15 protein-coding genes are annotated in these 16137 nt (G+C 64.5%); 9 read left to right on the top strand and 6 right to left on the bottom strand.

Annotated elements, in window-relative coordinates; genetic code table 11:
* Positions 1–117 precede the first annotated feature (117 nt).
* The 9 genes from RT131_RS05705 (at position 118) to RT131_RS05665 (ending at position 10975) form a co-directional block, all read left to right on the top strand.
* The gene (locus tag RT131_RS05705) at positions 118–1542 is read left to right on the top strand and encodes a transglutaminase domain-containing protein (RefSeq protein ID WP_313171344.1); all 1425 of its coding nucleotides are present in this window, start codon (positions 118–120) and stop codon (positions 1540–1542) included.
* Positions 1543–1600: 58 nt separating this feature from the next.
* Entirely contained in the window at positions 1601–4597 is a 2997-nt protein-coding gene (locus RT131_RS05700; RefSeq protein ID WP_313171051.1) for a TonB-dependent receptor, read from the top strand.
* 60 nt (positions 4598–4657) lie between these two features.
* Positions 4658–6211: a serine hydrolase domain-containing protein gene (locus tag RT131_RS05695; RefSeq protein WP_313171049.1), complete on the top strand. Its 1554-nt coding sequence runs from the start codon at positions 4658–4660 to the stop codon at positions 6209–6211.
* Positions 6165–6902 carry a M15 family metallopeptidase gene (locus RT131_RS05690; protein WP_313171047.1) on the top strand — a complete coding sequence of 246 codons (738 nt, stop codon included), beginning with the start codon at positions 6165–6167 and terminating at the stop codon, positions 6900–6902. The genes RT131_RS05695 and RT131_RS05690 overlap by 47 nt, the downstream gene beginning before the upstream one ends.
* Before the next feature lie 52 nt (positions 6903–6954).
* On the top strand, positions 6955–7335 hold the full coding sequence (locus RT131_RS05685; protein WP_313171045.1) for a hypothetical protein: 381 nt from the start codon (positions 6955–6957) through the stop codon (positions 7333–7335).
* 221 nt (positions 7336–7556) lie between these two features.
* Positions 7557–7934 carry an EF-hand domain-containing protein gene (locus tag RT131_RS05680; RefSeq protein WP_313171043.1) on the top strand — a complete coding sequence of 126 codons (378 nt, stop codon included), beginning with the start codon at positions 7557–7559 and terminating at the stop codon, positions 7932–7934.
* Between the two features lie 262 nt (positions 7935–8196).
* Entirely contained in the window at positions 8197–8949 is a 753-nt protein-coding gene (locus RT131_RS05675) for an HAD family hydrolase (protein ID WP_313171041.1), read from the top strand.
* 43 nt (positions 8950–8992) lie between these two features.
* Complete coding sequence (locus RT131_RS05670; protein WP_313171039.1) at positions 8993–9523, top strand: hypothetical protein; 531 nt, start codon at positions 8993–8995, stop codon at positions 9521–9523.
* Between the two features lie 93 nt (positions 9524–9616).
* Positions 9617–10975 (top strand): VOC family protein, encoded by a 1359-nt coding sequence (locus RT131_RS05665; RefSeq protein ID WP_313171037.1) that lies wholly within the window; start codon positions 9617–9619, stop codon positions 10973–10975.
* A 195-nt stretch (positions 10976–11170) separates the two neighbouring features.
* Here RT131_RS05665 and RT131_RS05660 read toward each other — a convergent pair whose 3' ends face one another.
* The 6 genes from RT131_RS05660 to RT131_RS05635 form a co-directional block, all read right to left on the bottom strand.
* A complete protein-coding gene (locus tag RT131_RS05660; RefSeq protein WP_313171035.1) occupies positions 11171–12541 on the bottom strand; it encodes a leucyl aminopeptidase family protein in 1371 nt (456 codons plus the stop codon).
* Positions 12542–12574: 33 nt separating this feature from the next.
* Complete coding sequence (locus RT131_RS05655; RefSeq protein ID WP_313171033.1) at positions 12575–13285, bottom strand: HAD-IA family hydrolase; 711 nt, start codon at positions 13283–13285, stop codon at positions 12575–12577.
* Positions 13286–13603: 318 nt separating this feature from the next.
* A complete protein-coding gene (locus RT131_RS05650) occupies positions 13604–14701 on the bottom strand; it encodes an AI-2E family transporter (protein WP_313171032.1) in 1098 nt (365 codons plus the stop codon).
* Between the two features lie 48 nt (positions 14702–14749).
* A complete protein-coding gene (locus RT131_RS05645) occupies positions 14750–15214 on the bottom strand; it encodes a protein sip-5 (protein WP_313171030.1) in 465 nt (154 codons plus the stop codon).
* On the bottom strand, positions 15211–15696 hold the full coding sequence (locus RT131_RS05640; protein WP_313171028.1) for a phage holin family protein: 486 nt from the start codon (positions 15694–15696) through the stop codon (positions 15211–15213). The genes RT131_RS05645 and RT131_RS05640 overlap by 4 nt, the downstream gene beginning before the upstream one ends.
* 5 nt (positions 15697–15701) lie before the next feature.
* Positions 15702–16061 carry a hypothetical protein gene (locus RT131_RS05635; RefSeq protein WP_296246876.1) on the bottom strand — a complete coding sequence of 120 codons (360 nt, stop codon included), beginning with the start codon at positions 16059–16061 and terminating at the stop codon, positions 15702–15704.
* Positions 16062–16137 lie beyond the last annotated feature (76 nt).

The following is a 16137-nucleotide window of genomic DNA, read 5'->3' as shown; positions in this document are numbered from 1 at the left end:
GTGTTACACAGCGTTAACCACCCTGCACGTGGAAGTGTTGCCGTGGCTTCAAACGCCGATTCTGCCCGCTTTGCCCGCGTACCGTTCGCCCGCAAGGTCCTCGCCTCTGCCCTGTGCATGGGCCTGGCCTGGATCGCCCATGCCGGTGAGGCGCCATCGACGGCGTTGCCCGAGTTGGTAGCGCGCGTGGACCGTGGCGATTTTGCCGGCGCGGAGGCTGAAATCGACAAGGCGCTGGCCGCGCCCGCTACCGATGCCGACAGCCGCGCCGCCTACCTGTTCCAGCGTGAGCGCATGCGCCGTATCCGCCTGGATTTCACTCTGGACGAAGCGCAGGCCAAGGCGGCGGTGCGCAAGTCGGTCCCCGACCTGCGCGACGAGGAGTTCAAGGCTTGGGACGACGCCGGCCTGATCGAGCATCTGGACATCGATGGCCAGCGTCGCTGGTTCAAGCGCGCCCCCAATAATCTGTTCCTGTTCAGTGCCGAGGCTTCCAACCGGCGGCCGCTGGAGAAGCGTGTTTCCCGGCCCGGTCCTTATGAGCGACTCGGCTCGCACCATCTGGAGGTGATCCAGGCATCGGAGCAGGGCGGCCAGACCAGCATCAGCCCGCGTCGCGTGCGTATCACCCAGTCCATCAAGGTCGATGCCGATGCGGTGCCGGCGGGAAAGACCGTGCGCGCCTGGCTGCCGTACCCGCGTTCAATACCCGGCCAGCAGGAAAACATCCAATGGCTGTCGAGCGTGCCGCAGGGCGCGCAGATCGCACCCGAAGACACCTTGCAGCGCACCGCCTATCTTGAGCGCAAGGCCGTAGCCGGCACGCCGACCGAGTTCTCGGTCAGCTACGAGCTCACCATTTCCGCGCGCCGCTTCATCATCGATCCGGACAAGGTGCTGCCAACGCCGCGGGACCCGGCGCTTGCGCCCTATCTGGCCGAGCGCGCACCGCATGTGGTGTTCACCCCGGCCATGCGGGAGTTCTCGCGCAAGGCGGTGGGCAATGAAACCAATCCCTACCGCGTCGCCAAGAAGTTGTTCGACGCGGTGGATGCGATTCCGTGGGGCGGCGCCCGCGAGTACTCGACGATCAGCAATATTTCCGATTACGCATTGCATGCAGGGCACGCCGATTGCGGCCAGCAGACCTTGCTGCTGATCTCGCTGCTGCGGATGAACGGTATCCCGGCGCGTTGGCAGTCGGGCATGGTGTATTCGGACAACGAGGTCGGCTACAACAACCTGCACGATTGGGGCGCGCTCTATCTTGCGCCCTACGGCTGGGTGCCGATGGATGTAAGCACGGGTGCACTGGACAGCGACCAGCCCGAACAACGCAATTTCTATTTCGGCGGGCTGGATGCCTACCGCATCGCGTTCAACGATGACTACTCACGCGCGTTCGTGCCTGCCAAGCAGCACTTCCGTTCGGAGACCGTTGATCTGCAACGAGGTGAGGTTGAGTGGGAAGGGGGGAACCTTTACTTCAACCAGTGGCAATACGACTTCCAGTCGCAGGTTCTGGCGCCGGAGTCCAAGTAATAGAACGTCGTAACCGTTGTCTTACTTATCGATTTACATCTGCAGGAGAGAGCAGGGGATGAACAGGAAAATGTTGAAAAGGGCGGCGCTGACCGTCGCATTGGGTGCCTGTCTCGGCGTGATGGCGCCGAGCGTGATGGCACAGAGTGCGAACGGTGCGATTGCCGGCCGCGCAAACTCCGGTGACCAGATCACCGTGGTGAACAAGGCGACGGGTTTGACCCGTACCGTAACCGTGGGCGCTGACGGCTCGTATCGCCTGAGCCAGCTGCCGGTGGGCGACTACAGCCTGCAGGTCAAGCGCGACGGGGAAGTCGACAAGGAGCCGGTGGCGGTCAACGTGTCGCTGGGCGGCACCACCAACGTCAATCTGGGTGGTGGTGGAGCAGGCAACGCGGTTACCCTGGACTCGGTGCAGGTAACCGGCTCCAAGATCGTCAATCGGGTGGATGTCTATTCGACCGAATCTTCGTTCAACATCAAGCGCGAAGAACTGGCGCGCATGCCGGTGGACCAGAGCGTAGCCGCTGTCGCCTTGCTGGCGCCCGGCGTGGTGGATTCCGGCTCGAGCTTCGGTGGTCTGAGCTTCGGTGGCTCCTCCGTAGCCGAGAACGTGGCCTACATCAACGGTTTGAACGTTACCGATCCCTACCGCCGCCAGGGTTTCTCGGAGGTTCCCTTCAACTTCTATGAAGAGTTCCAGATCAAGACCGGTGGCTACTCGGCCGAGTTCGGCCGCAGCACCGGTGGCGTCATCAATGCCATCACCCGTTCGGGCGGCAATGAGTTCAAGGGTGGCGTGCAAGTCACCATGGAGCCGTCGGCATGGGCTTCGGAGAAGAAGGATCATTTCCACAGCGATGGCAGCATCGACGAGCGTAACCGCACCAGCCGAGATCGCGCCCCGCTGACGAAGACCAATGTATGGGCGTCCGGTCCCATCATGCAGGACAAGTTGTTCTTCTTCGCTATGTATGAGAACCGCGACAGCAAGTCGCAGGACCTCGATAACTCCGAAGCGTGGAAGACCAAGAGCAATAACGATTTCTGGGGCACCAAGCTCGATTGGCGCATCAGCGACAACCATCAGCTGGAGTTTCTCGCTTTCTCCGACAAGTCGGATTCAGTGACCACCAGCTACGACGACTATGATTGGAATACCAACATTTTTGGTGAATCCAGCGGTCAGAGCAGTGGCTCCTCCGGCGGCGACAACTGGTCGTTGACTTACACCGGACATCTGAGCGACAACTTCGTTGCCAAGGCGATGTACGGCGTCAACAAGCGTAGCGCAGTGAGTGACAGCCCGTCGGATGGCGAGTGCAGCATCATCACGGTGGCGTCCAGCTACAGCAGGATCTATGGCGAACAGGAAGGCGTGGGCTGCCACCCGACCAACGACGCCATCAGCAACCGTGAAGACAAGCGTGAAGCTGCGCGCCTGGACTTTGAATGGACGCTGGGTGATCACCTGATTCGTTTCGGTCTGGATCAGGAGGTGATGGATTCGGTCAGCTCGACCATCTATCCGGGTGATGGATCCACCTACCAGGTGCTCTCCGTGGACGCGGGCAGTTCCGTAAACGGAGTAACGCTGCCTGCCGGTATCACCGATATCGTTGACGCGCGCTACAAGGTCACCGGTGCGCCGGTCAGCACCAAGGCGCAGGCGTTCTATCTGGAAGACAACTGGAACGTCACCCCGAACCTGCTGTTGAACCTTGGCGTGCGTTTCGACCAGTTCCACAACAAGCTGGCCTCTGGTGCCACCTTCGCCAAGTCCAAGTTCAATGACATGATCTCGCCGCGTCTGGGCTTCAGCTGGGACGTCAAGGGCGATGGCTCGATGAAGGTGTTCGGTAACGCGGGCCGCTACTACACCCCGCTCACCAACAAGCTCACCGACTACTTTGGTGGCGGCACCACCGATGAGCATACGTATTACGCGTTCAATGGGTGGGAAGAGAAGCAGAGCTCAAACGGCAGTACCTACAAGGTGCCGGTGCTCGGCCAGCAGATCGGCCCGGTCAACACCGAAGGCAATGCTCCGGCGCCCACGGACGTTCGCACGGCGGTAGCGCGTGACCTGAAGCAGGTGTTCCAGGATGAGTACATCCTCGGCTTCCAGCAGGCGATCAACGAAGAATGGTCGTACGGCGTCAATGCGACCTACCGCCGCATGACCCGCGCCGTTGAAGATGCGCGCATCAACCACGTGGAAGGCTGCGACTGGTATTCGGGTGACTGGCCGATCATCAATCCGGGTGAAACAAATCAGCTGTGGTGCCCGGATACCAACAGCTGGGTGAGCCTTGATTCGTCCAAGGACGGCTACAAGGCACTGGGTAGCGGCACCATCATGGGCTACAAGCGTCCCAAGCGGACCTACAAGGCGCTGGAGTTCCAGATCGACCGCGCCTGGAATGACAAGTGGTCGTTCAATGCCAGCTATCTGCTGTCCAAGAGCGAAGGCAATATCGAAGGACCAGTGAACTCGGACACCGGCTACAACGACACCAATCTGGTGCAGTACTACGATCACCCGGCGGTCAACGAGCGCTTTGGCGTGACCTTCAATGATGCCCGTCACCAGTTCAAGCTGCGTGGTGCGTTCAAGTTGAATGAACAGTGGTCCTTCGGCAGCACGCTATCGGCCCGTTCGGGTGGCCCAATCACCGCGTTTGGCGTGGTGTGGCCAAACGACAACCGCAATGCCGGCGGCCCGGGTGAATACAGTGGTGGTGGTTCGGGCTGGCTGTGCAAAGCCAACTGCTCGACGTGGGCCAGCCGCGAGCTGGAGTACTCCGGGCGCGGTGCCTTTGGCCGCATGCCGTGGGTAATCGATCTCGGAGCCAGCGTGATGTGGACCCTGCCGGTGGAAGGTATCGACTTGACGGCACGCCTGTCGGTCTACAACCTGCTCAACCGGCAGACCGTGGTCAACGTGCACTCCCGCTACGAGAGCACCCCGGGCACGAAGATGCCTTACTTCGGCGAAGGTACGCATTGGCAGGCTCCGCGTTACAGCAACCTGGTCGTAACCTGGAACTTCTGATGTAGTGTTTGAGAACGGCCCGCTTCGGCGGGCCGTTCGCTTTTGTGGAGAACGATGACGATGCGACTGAAACTGTTGTTGGCCGCTACTGCCATGCTGCTGGCTAATCCTCTGCTGGCAGCGGACGTCGACCCTGTGCGGATGGATGCCCTGGTTGACCAGGCGATGCAGCGCTATAAGCTGCCCGGCATTGCGGTGGGCGTGATCGAGGACGGCAAGGTGGTGCGGCGTATCACCCGCGGTGAGCTGGCCGTGGGCGAGGGCGCAGCGATCAACGACGACAGCCTGTTCAAGATCGCCTCCAACACCAAAGCGATGACCGCAGCGGTGCTCGCGCGTTTGGTGCAGGCCGGCAAGCTGCGTTGGGATGATCCGGTCACCAGGTACCTGCCGCAGTTCCGCATGCAGGACCCATGGGTGACGCGCAACATGCAGGTGCGCGATCTGCTGATCCACAACAGCGGCCTCGGCCTGGGCGCAGGCGACCTGATGCTGTGGCCCGAACCGAACAACTTTGATCGCCAGGACATCATTGCCGGCTTGGCGCATCTGAAGCCGACCGGCAGCTTCCGTAGCGCGTATGCCTACGACAACCTCATGTATGTGGTGGCCGGCGAAGTCGCCGCTGCCGCAGGCGGCAAACCTTACGCGCAGCTGGTGCGCGAGGAGATCTTCCAGCCGCTGGGCATGCAGCGTTGCCAGGTTGGCGCCTGGTCACCCGCGGCGCTCGGCAATATCGCCCAGCCACATCATCGTGATGGCAAGGGTAACGTCGCCGCCGAGCGCGACCCGGCTGAGGTCACCGACTTTCCGTCGATGGCTGCCGGCGGAATCCGCTGCAGCCTCAACGACATGCTGCGTTGGATGCAGGTGCTGCTGGACCCGGCGCAGGCGCCGGGCTGGCTGGATGCAGGCCAGCGGCGTGCGTTATGGACGGCGCATATGCCGATGCCGATCAGCCAACGCCTGCGCGACTGGGACAACATGCACTTCTACGCCTATGGCTATGGCTGGCGTCTGTCGGATATGGATGGGCAGTGGAAGGTCGCGCATACCGGCACCTTGTCCGGCATGTATTCCTCGCTGGCCTTGCTGCCGGATCTCAAGACCGGCGTGGTGATCCTGATCAACGGTGAGGGCGAAGACGCACGCACGGCGCTGATGCAGGCCATGCTCAAGCATTACACCGCACCGGCCGCGGACAATGACGTGCTGCATTACGCCAGGTTGATTGACGATGCTGCCGCGCAGCGCCGTTCTGCAGGGCATGTGCGCCCTGCATTGCCGGATGCACGCCCGGCCACGCCGGCCGAGTTCGGCAGCAAGGCTGGCGTCTGGCGAGATCCGTGGTTCGGCGAGGTGTCCTTGTGCCCGCGTGATGGCAAGCTGCAGTTCGCCTCGCTCAAATCACCGCGCATGAGCGGGCAGGTGATGCGCGCCGGTGAGCGTTGGTATGTGGCCTGGCAGGGGTTGGGCGAAGATGCCGACGCCTGGCTGGACTTTTCCGGCGACGCACAACACCCGCTGCTGCACCTGCGCGCCATCGACCCGGATATCGACTTCAGCTATGACTACCCCGATCTGGAATTCCAACGCCATGGCGATTGCCACTAAATCGCTGCCGTTGCTGCTGGCACTGTTGCCGCTCACCGCACCTGCCCAGCACGTGCAGGTATCAGCGGCAAAGACGCCGGCACAGGCAGGCATCGTCGATGTCACCGCGCTGGCCCCGGACATCGCCCTGGACATCCGCTATGCCGGCACCGACAACTTCACCGGTCGCGTCGTCCCCGGCTATGAAGCACCGCGCTGTTATCTGCTGCAGCCGGCAGCGCAGGCCTTGGCGCGGGTGCAGCGCGGGCTGCGTGCGCAGGGCTATCGATTGCAGGTGTTTGACTGCTACCGGCCGGTGCACGCGGTGACGTCCTTTGTCGCCTGGGTGCACGATGGCAAGGATCAGATCGCCAAGCAGCGCTATTACCCGAATATCGACAAGAGCCGCCTGCTCGACGGCTACATCGCCGAAACCTCGGGCCATAGCCGGGCGGCGACGGTGGACCTGGGCGTGCTGGATTGCCGCAGCATGCCTTGCACCGCCTTGGACATGGGCACCGGCTTCGATCGCTTCGATGTGCTGGCGCATACCGCCAATCCCGATATCAGCGCGTTGCAGAAGCAGAACCGGCAGCTGCTGCTGGATGCGATGCAGGCGCAGGGTTTTGCCAACTATCCAATGGAATGGTGGCATTACACCTTCAAGCCCGAGCCCACGCCGACCACGGCCTATGACTTCCCGGTGCGTTGAGCGGCGCAGGGGCGGGTAGACTGCGGTTCCCCGAATGGACCGCACCGCACCGATGAATCTGGTTCTGCATTACGGACTGCTGGGCTCGCTGGAGGCGGGCTTGATTGCCCTGGCCGTTGGCTTCGTGGTGTTCGCGCTGTGGTGGCAGGTGTGCCGCCGTACGGGATTGCGTAACGGTCACGCCATCGCTTACGCAAGCCTGATGGCAGCGGCCATCGCCGCAGGTGTCGATGGCTGGAAGCTTTTCTCGCTGGGTATGGTGAACCTGCAGTCACCGCTGTACGCCAAATTGGCCCTGGCTTCGATCCATGATCCGGACCAGTTGGGTACGCGCGTGCTGCTGGAACTGATCGGGGTAGCGTTTGGCGTCGGCCTGGGTTGGGTGTTGTTCAGTTCGCGGCAACCCTTGACTGGTACTACGCATGAGCATTGAGTGGCCATGATCGTGCCATAGGCGCGATGGCTGGAACGCTCTAATCCCGGGCTTACGTTCGCTTCATGCACGACTAACGAGGGCGGTAACCGCTGTTTGAGCGAAAGTGGTTAACAGGATGTTCTTCGCGGTTTTGCAGGGTGCAAGCGATTCAGTCGCTGCTTGTCAGGGTGGAGGCGTGCGGAGTTTCCGCGCTTTAGCCAACACACGAGGAAGACCTGATGACCGTACGTAATCGCACTCCGCTGTTCGCCCTGGTTGCCATCGTAGGTTCCGCGCTCGCATTGCCGGCCATGGCGCAGGATGCACAGGATCAGGCCGCCGCCGCGCAGGCACAGGCTGCACAGGCGCAGGATTCGGCAGAACAGGCGCAGAACGCTGCTGCCAGTGCATCGAGCAGCGCCGCCAAGGCATCGGCAGCCGCCGGCGGTGGGCAGAGCTGGGCCGACGTGGATGCCGATGGCGATGGTGCCATCACCAAGACAGAGTCGCAGGCCAACGCCGGCCTGGCGCAGGTGTTCGACGAAGCCGATGGCAACAAGGATGGCAAGCTGACACCGGAGGAGTACCGCGCTTATGCGGCCGCGCATAAGAAGTAATTGGTAACCGGGTAGGGCTCGAAGAGCACCCCTCCCCAACCCTCCCCTGCGCTTTGCGCAAGGGAGGGGGTAGAAGCGGCATTGCGCGGTGCACCAGCAGTTTGCGCGGTCCGCTCCCTCCCTTGCACGCAGCGCAGGGGAGGGCCGGGGAGGGGTGCTCTTGCCGTTGCACTTTGCTTGAGCTGCCATTCCAGCCAGCCAACCTCCGCCTTCCAGACGCAATCCCCTATTCACTTCAAGGCAGATTGCTATCCTGTGCGGCATGAACACGCAGACCTCCCCCTCCGCCATCGGCCTGGTCGGCTTCGACGGCGATGACACGCTCTGGAAGAGCGAAGACTACTACCAGAAGGCCGAGCACGAGTTTGGCCTGATCCTCAGCAACTACATCGACCTGCACGACGCCGGTACCGCCCAGCATCTGCTCAAGGTGCAGCGGCGTAACCTGGCCGTGTTCGGCTACGGTGCCAAGGGCATGACCCTGTCGATGCTGGAAGCCGCCATCGAGCTCACCGACGAGAAGATCTCCGCGCATGACCTGCGCCAGATCGTCGAGATCGGCCGGCGCACGCTGGAGCATCCGGTCGATGTCATCGATGGCGTCCGCGAAGCCGTGGCTGCCATCGCTGCCGAATACCCGGTGGTGCTGATCACCAAGGGCGATCTGTTCCACCAGGAGCAGAAGATCGAGCGTTCCGGCCTGCTGGACCTGTTCCCGCGCATCGAGATCATCTCCGAGAAGGACCAGTCGACCTACGCCAAGGTATTGGCCGAGTTCAACATGCCGGCCGAGCGTTTCGTGATGATCGGCAATTCGCTGCGCTCGGATATCGAGCCGGTGCTGGGTCTGGGCGGCTGGGGCATCCATACCCCGTACGCAATGACCTGGGCACACGAGGCCGAGCACGGTGTCTCCGCGGAAGAGCCGCGCCTGCATCATGCCGACACCGCCCACCAGTGGCCGGAAGCCGTGCGTGCGGTCGCCGCGCAGGCTGCAGCGGCACAGGGCAACTGAGGTGAGCGCGGCAGGCTCCCGGCACCACCTGCGTCGGCCAGCGTTGCTGCTGCGACTGGGTCTGCTGGCAGCTGCCGTGCTGCCCTTGCCGTTGTTGGCACAACAGCCGGCAACGGCAGCGGTGGCCGAGGTCTACGCGCCGGCCACCGGTGATGTCTGGGTGGACAAGCAGCTGGCCGATATCAACGCCTATGCCGCGCGCTACCCGGAGGCCTTCGTCGATGAGCTGGCGCGTTATGCCAGTGCCCGCCCGGGCTATGTGCAGGCCTTGCTGCAGGACCATGGCTGGAAGCCCGGCGATGTCTATCTGGCCTGCTTCTGGGGCAAGCTCAATGGCAGCAACTGCCGTACTGCGGTGAAGGCCCGCGCACAGCAGCCCGAGGCCAGCTGGAAAGAGGTGTTGGCTGGCCTGCAGCCGGCCCCGGACAACCTGCGCTGGCGGGCCCTGCGCCACGCCATCGTCGCCAGTTTCGACCACTGGGACCGGCCGATAGCGCTGGATCCGCTGCTGCAGCGCCAGCTCGGCGACCGCGCCCAGCGCGAGGCGGCGGCGCGCAAGAGCACCGGGGAGTAAACCGCGGCGGTATTTGCTGCCCTGCAGATAGGCGCAGGGGGCGATTCCGGGCGAAAATGGCGTTCCTTCGATTTCGCGTCAAAGCGCTTTGTCATGACCGCCGACCGTTTCGTTTCGCCCGATCACATCCGCAGCCTGTTCTCGCAGGCGATGTCGCATATGTACCGCACCGAAGTGCCGTTGTACGGCACGCTGGTGGAACTGGTTGGCGCGATCAACGCCGACGTCCTGGCCGCGCAGCCGGAGCTGGCCGCGCAGATGCAGCGCAGTGGTGAACGCGAGCGCCTGGACGTGGAACGCCATGGTGCAATCCGCGTCGGCACCGCGCAGGAGCTGGCCACGCTTGGCCGCCTGTTCGCGGTCATGGGCATGCAGCCGGTGGGGTATTACGATCTGTCGGTGGCCGGCGTGCCGGTGCACTCCACTGCGTTCCGGCCGGTGGACGGCGAGTCCTTGAACCGCAACCCGTTCCGTGTGTTCACCTCGCTGCTGCGGCTGGAGTTGATCGAGGACGCCGCGCTGCGCGAGCAGGCCGCCGAGATCCTCGCCCGCCGCAACATCTTCACCCCCGGCGCATTGCAGCTGATTGAACAGTGCGAGCGCGACGGTGGTTTGAGCGAAGACGATGCCTGGCGCTTCGTCGTCGAGTCGCTGGAGACCTTCCGCTGGCACAACGAAGCCACCGTCTCGCTGGAGACCTATCACGCCCTGCATGGCGCGCACCGTCTGGTTGCCGACGTGGTCAGTTTCCGTGGCCCGCATATCAACCACCTCACCCCGCGCACGCTGGACATCGATGCCGCACAGGCGGCAATGCACGAGCGTGGTCTGGCGGCAAAGGCCGTGATCGAAGGCCCGCCGCGCCGCGATTGCGCCATCCTGCTGCGCCAGACCAGCTTCAAGGCGCTGGAGGAAATGGTGCATTTCCCCTCGGGCGCCGACAACGAAGCCGGCACCCATACCGCGCGCTTCGGTGAGATCGAACAGCGCGGCCTGGCGCTGACGCCAAAGGGCCGTGATCTGTATGACGCCCTGCTTGCGCAGGCGCGCGGCGGCGAAGGCAGCGCCGGTGGCGACTACATGCAGCGCCTGCAGGGCGCGTTCACCGCGTTCCCGGATGACCATGCAACGCTGCGCCGCGAAGGCCTGGGTTATTACCGCTACAGCCTGACCGATGCGGGCCTTGCCGCGGACCAGGAAACCCGTGCCTTGCCGGCGGAGGTGTTGATCGAGCGCGGCCTGGCCAGCGCTGATCCGATCATCTATGAGGATTTCCTGCCGGTGAGTGCGGCGGGTATTTTCCAGTCGAATCTTGGTGGTGGCGAACAGCGGGCCTATGCAGCGCGTGCGAACCGTGATGCTTTCGAGCAGGCATTGGGTATGCCGGTCAGTGACGAGTTCGCGATCTATGAGCGGCTGCAGGCCGAGTCGCTGGCGGCGCTGAAGGCTTGATGCATTGCTCCCTCCCTTTGCCGCAGGCAAGGGGAGAGGGTTGGGGAGGGGTGCTCTTGCCGTCTGTAGTGCCGAGCCATGCTCGGCAGAGGCTTCACCGATAGAGCCCCAATGCCGAGCATGGCTCGGCACTACGGTTGAAGCGTTACCGGTAGTGCCCCAATGCCGAGCATGGCTCGGCACTACAGGGACGCTTTATGCGCCGTAACGCGTCTTCAGCATGGCCCAGGCCGAGCGCAGCGCCAGCGCTTCACCGCCGGCCGGGCGGCCCGGGCGTTCGCCGTCGTTCCAGGCGTAGACGTCCAGATGCGCCCACACCTGGCCTTCGTTGATGAAACGCTCCAGATACAGCGCGGCGGTGACCGAGCCGGCCATGCGCGAGCCGGCGTTGGCCAGGTCGGCGATGCCGCTGTTGAGGTAGCGCAGGTAGGGACGCCACAAGGGCATGCGCCAGACCGGGTCGCGGGTGCTGTCGCCGGCCTGCAGCCACTGGTTGGCCAGGGTGTCGTCATTGGCGAACAAGGCCGGCAGGTCCGGGCCCAGTGCGATGCGTGCGGCACCGGTGAGGGTGGCGAAATCGAGGATGGTGTCCGGGTTCTGCTCGCTGACGTAGGTCAGCGCGTCGCACAGCACCAGGCGGCCTTCGGCGTCGGTGTTGTCGATTTCCACGGTGATGCCCTTGCGGGTGGTGATCACTTCGCCGGGACGGAAGGCATCCGGGCCGACGGCATTTTCCACCGCAGCCACCACCAAGGTCAGCTGCACCGGCAGCTGCTGCGCCATCACCAGGCCCGCCAGGGCGATGGCGTGGGCGGCACCGCCCATGTCCTTCTTCATGTTGCGCATGCCGTCGGCCGGCTTCAGGTCGAGACCGCCGGTGTCGAAGCACACACCCTTGCCGACCAGCGCCAGATGCGGCGCACCCGCGTTGCCCCAGCGCAGCACGATCAGGCGCGGCGCGCGATGCGAGGCGCGGCCAACGGCGTGGATGGTGGGGAAATTCATTTCCAGCAGCTCGTCGCCGGCAATCACTTCCAGCTCGCCACCGTGGGCGTCGGCCAGCTCGCGCGCGGCGTCTTCCAACTGCTGCGGGCCCATGTCTTCGGTCGGCGTGTTGACCCAGTCGCGCACGCGCAGGCAGGCGGTCACCACGTCGAGAACGTCAGCGGCCGGGCTTGCCAGCAGCTGCGCGGCCGGGCGGGCGAGCTTGCGGTAGCGGTCGAAGCGGTAGCTGCCCAGGCCCCAGCCGATCTGCAGGTTGGCGTTGCTGCTGGCATCCAGTTCATTGGCGACCTGCCAGATGGTGCCGGCCGGCAGCGCGAACGGTGCATGTGCATAGGCGTAGGCATCGGCATGGTCGCCAACGCCGAGCACAGCGCCGGCAATGCCGTTGTCGCCGGGCAACAGCAGCACGCTGTTGGGGGCGGCGTTGAACTGCTGCGCTGCCGCCCAGGCCTGCACGGCGGCCGGCTGCTGTGCCTTCCACGCGGCGAAGCCGTCGCGGTCCAGCACGTACAGCGGCAGGGCGTTGGTGGAATCGGTGGTGTAAGCGGTAATCGGGGTCATGGTGTTCTCTTGCGTCTGCTGGCGGCCGTGGGCTTAGCGCTGCGGGTTGGAGGCGTTGCCATCCAGCCAGTCGGCCAGTCCGGTCAGGGTGTCGAACTGCAGGTCAGGCTGCAGCTCGGTGTGGGTCCATGAATGTTCTTCGCGGTTGATCCAGCAACCACGCAGGCCGGCGCGCATCGCACCGGCTACGTCCATTTCGGCGTGATCGCCGACGTGCAGTACCTGCGCGTGCTCAACGCCAAGGCGTTCGCAAGCGGCATGGAAGATGCCCGGGTCCGGCTTGGCCGCACCGAATTCGCGCGAGCCCAGCTGGAAGGCGAACAACTCGCCGATGCCAATGCGCTGCAGGTCGGCATTGCCGTTGCTCACTGCAGCCACCGGCACGCGTGCGGCGATACGGCGCAGCGCGGCCAGCGCATCGGGATAGAACTCGACCTGGTTGCGCGCGGCATAGAACGTTTCGTAGGCCGGATCGAGCAGGTCCATGCTGGCCCCGCTCTTTTCCAGCGCCTCGGCCAGGGTCAGCCGGCGCAGCGCGCTGAGGTCGTAGTGCAGATGCGGGTTGTCGCGGAACGAGCGTTCGCGCAGTTCACGCATGGCCGCGACCGGGTACATGCGGGCGGTGGCCGGGCTGTGTTCCAGCATCCAGTCATGCAGCACCTGGTCGATGCGGGCACCGATGGGAGCGAACGGCCACAGGGTGTCGTCCAGATCGAGGGTGATGGCGAGTACGGGGAAATTCATCCGGCCATTTTACGCCAAGCCCATGAGCCGGGCCTGTAGGGCCGAGGCTGCCCGATTTTGCTTGTGGGAGCGGCGTGAGCCGCGAAGCCGGCAGATCATCAGTTGGCATGGCCCCGGATTGCTGCAGCGGCGTAGCCCGGGTAAGCGCAGCGCACCCGGGAAGTGGGCGCGCGCTGATGTCTGACGTTGTCTGCAAATGGCCCCGGGTGCGCTGCGCTTACCCGGGCTACGTTGCTACGGACATCATCAGTTGGCAGAGGCGCTGGTTGCTTCAGCATTGTCAGCTTCGCGGCTTACGCCGCTCCCACAATAGCGACGCTACTCCAATAGCTTTGCCCAGCCTTGCATGCCGTCGACGCGACTCAGCACCAGTTTCACGCAGACCAGCAGCGGCACCGCCAGCAGCAGGCCGATCATGCCCCACAGCCAGCCGAACAACATCAGTGCCAGGATCAGCATCAGCGGCGAGATCGCCATGCTGCGGCCGAGCACGATAGGCGTGATCAATTGCCCTTCCAGTGTGTGCAGGCCCAGATAGGCCAGCGCCGGCAGCAGGGCGGTCAGTGGATCGCGGAATTCGACGAAGCCCATCAGCAGCATCAGCACGATGCCGATCAGCGGCCCCACATACGGTGCGAAATTCAGCAGCGCGGCCACCGTGCCCCATAGCAGTGCTTCGGGCAGGGCGATGCCGAGCAGCATCAGCACACCGGACAGGATCAGGCCCAGGCCAACGTTGATGAGGGTGATGGTCAGTACATAGCGGGATATCTCGCGCTCGATCGAGCGCAGTATCTCGGCGGTGAAGCGCTTCTGCTGGCGATTGGGCAGCAGCGCGATCACGTGCCGCTGCAGGTTTTCGCCGTAGATCATGAAGAACAGGGTCAGCAGCACCACCGCCAGCGCCGATGCGGCCAGCTTGGGCGTGCGCACCAGTGCCTTGTAGGGATCGTCGAGTTGAGTGCGGATCACCTGCACCTTGCGGTTGCCTTCGCCACCGGCAGCGCGGGCGAAGCTCTCCGCCGCCAGGTTGGCCTGCTGTACAGGTTTGACGAAGTCCTGCACCTTGCGCGAGATCTGCCGCATCTGCTGCGGCGCTTCCTGCACCCATTCGGTGGCCGGGCCGGCCAGCTGCACGGTCAGCACGGCCGCGCCGGCCAAGCCGGCCGACAGCACCAGCAGCGCGCCGAGGAAACGCGGCAGGTGCAGTTTCTGCAGCAGGCGGATGATGGGGTTGCCGATCAGCGCGAAGAACATCGCCAGCAGCACCGGCAGGATGACTTCCTGCGCGGCCCACAGCGTGTAACCAACGGCCAGGGTGGCCAGCACCACCAGCGCCGCTGGTGCGCGCGGGCGCGGCGGCAGGGGCGTAGGTTCGGCCGCCGCAGCGGCAGCTTCAGGCAACGGCTCGGACATGCGGGCGATGCTCCGGACGATAAGGCGCGGCGCGGTGCCGCGCCCGGCTCAGGATTCTGACAGTTCCGTGGCGGCTTCGGCGGCGCGCGGCGGCACAGGATTGGAGGCGTCCGGGGACCGGGCCGTTGCCTGCGCGGAGGTTGCCGCAGGTGCAGCAGCCTGTTCGGCATCGGCTGCGGCCTGATCCGCATCGTCGGCGGCACCGGCCGCCTGGCTGGCGGCCATGCCAGCTGCGGCGGCGGCAAACGAGGCCACCGAGGCCTGGGCCGAAGCCACCAGCCCGGACACCGAGCCGATCATCTGCAGCCAGCGGCTGCCGCTGAAGGCACCGCCGGGTTCCAGCTTGCCGGCCAGGAAGCCGCCAGCCAGACCGACAACCACGATGCGGCCGGGCGTCCATGCACTGCGCCAGGTCTGGTTGAGCCGGTCCCAGTGCTGGGTGGCTTCCTCGCCACGTACCTGCACCACGGCTTCGGCGCGACGCACGCGGCGTTGCAGGGCTTCGAAATTCACGGTGTGTGCTCCCCGGGGATCTTCACTTCGGCATCGGGGTCTTCGCCACTTGGTTCGTCGAACAGACCCAGCCGCGACAACTGGCGGCGGGTGGCGTGCATGCCGGTGTGGTGGAAGAAGTACGACACCCGCCATATCGCGTAGCCGGTGACGGCCAGGCTGGTGAGGGTGGGGATCAGCAGCGAGACGAACAGCGACAGGCCCATGTATTGCAGCATCGCCACCGCCGTGGCCGCCAACAGCAGCCACGCCGAGGCGCCGAACACGATGGCCACGCCGCTCCATGCCAATGAGCGACCAAACGCGCTGCGCGCCAGGGCCAGGTCGGCCGAAGCCAGCCGGCGCAGGGAGCGCAGCGTGTTGGAAGCCGAGTCCAGCGTCTGCCGGCCGGCGGCACCAACCTGGCGGATGCTTTCTTCCAGCCCGGGCGCCTGGCCCGGGGTGGAATCGTCGCCAGTGGGCGGTGTTGCGTTATCGCTCACGCCGATCAGTCGTTGCTGCGGGCGAGCTTGGCAATGATCCAGCCAGCGGCGAAGGCCACGCCGAACGAGGCCAGCGGACGCTCGCGGATGAGGTCGGCGGCGCTGTCGATCAGGTCCTTGCCCTTGTCCATCAAGGCATCGACCTGTTCCTTGGCAGCGGCACCGCCAAGTTCTGCAGCGGCCAGGCCGGATAGCGCGCTGTCGGACAATTCGGCCTTCATGTTGGCCTTGCCCAGACGCAGTTCGTCGCCGGCGGCGCCGGCAGCGCCCTTGACGGCCGAGCCAGCGGCGGAAGCGGCGGACTTCAGGTGTGCGCCAGCCTCGCCCAGGTGTTCCTTCATGTTCTCGGTATTGGTGGGGCTCATCGTGATCTCCTGGTTTCAGCGGGTGCGCCGGATGGCGCGCGGTTGCAACAGAACTCAACAAATAGCAGCTGCCGGG

The organism is Stenotrophomonas sp., assembly GCF_032066555.1.
Lineage (GTDB): Bacteria > Pseudomonadota > Gammaproteobacteria > Xanthomonadales > Xanthomonadaceae > Stenotrophomonas.
This window is presented reverse-complemented; position numbering and strand designations above follow the sequence as displayed.

Excerpts from the sequence above, each read along its gene's own strand:
- RT131_RS05655 (WP_313171033.1), bottom strand. The coding sequence starts at position 13,285 with ATGAATTTCCCCGTACTCGCCATCACCCTCGATCTGGACGACACCCTG.
- RT131_RS05675 (WP_313171041.1), top strand. The coding sequence starts at position 8,197 with ATGAACACGCAGACCTCCCCCTCCGCCATCGGCCTGGTCGGCTTCGAC.
- RT131_RS05680 (WP_313171043.1), top strand. The coding sequence starts at position 7,557 with ATGACCGTACGTAATCGCACTCCGCTGTTCGCCCTGGTTGCCATCGTA.
- RT131_RS05695 (WP_313171049.1), top strand. The coding sequence starts at position 4,658 with ATGCGACTGAAACTGTTGTTGGCCGCTACTGCCATGCTGCTGGCTAAT.
- RT131_RS05685 (WP_313171045.1), top strand. The coding sequence starts at position 6,955 with ATGAATCTGGTTCTGCATTACGGACTGCTGGGCTCGCTGGAGGCGGGC.
- RT131_RS05635 (WP_296246876.1), bottom strand. The coding sequence starts at position 16,061 with ATGAGCCCCACCAATACCGAGAACATGAAGGAACACCTGGGCGAGGCT.
- RT131_RS05705 (WP_313171344.1), top strand. The coding sequence starts at position 118 with ATGGGCCTGGCCTGGATCGCCCATGCCGGTGAGGCGCCATCGACGGCG.
- RT131_RS05650 (WP_313171032.1), bottom strand. The coding sequence starts at position 14,701 with ATGTCCGAGCCGTTGCCTGAAGCTGCCGCTGCGGCGGCCGAACCTACG.
- RT131_RS05660 (WP_313171035.1), bottom strand. The coding sequence starts at position 12,541 with ATGACCCCGATTACCGCTTACACCACCGATTCCACCAACGCCCTGCCG.
- RT131_RS05690 (WP_313171047.1), top strand. The coding sequence starts at position 6,165 with ATGACTACCCCGATCTGGAATTCCAACGCCATGGCGATTGCCACTAAA.
- RT131_RS05665 (WP_313171037.1), top strand. The coding sequence starts at position 9,617 with ATGACCGCCGACCGTTTCGTTTCGCCCGATCACATCCGCAGCCTGTTC.
- RT131_RS05700 (WP_313171051.1), top strand. The coding sequence starts at position 1,601 with ATGAACAGGAAAATGTTGAAAAGGGCGGCGCTGACCGTCGCATTGGGT.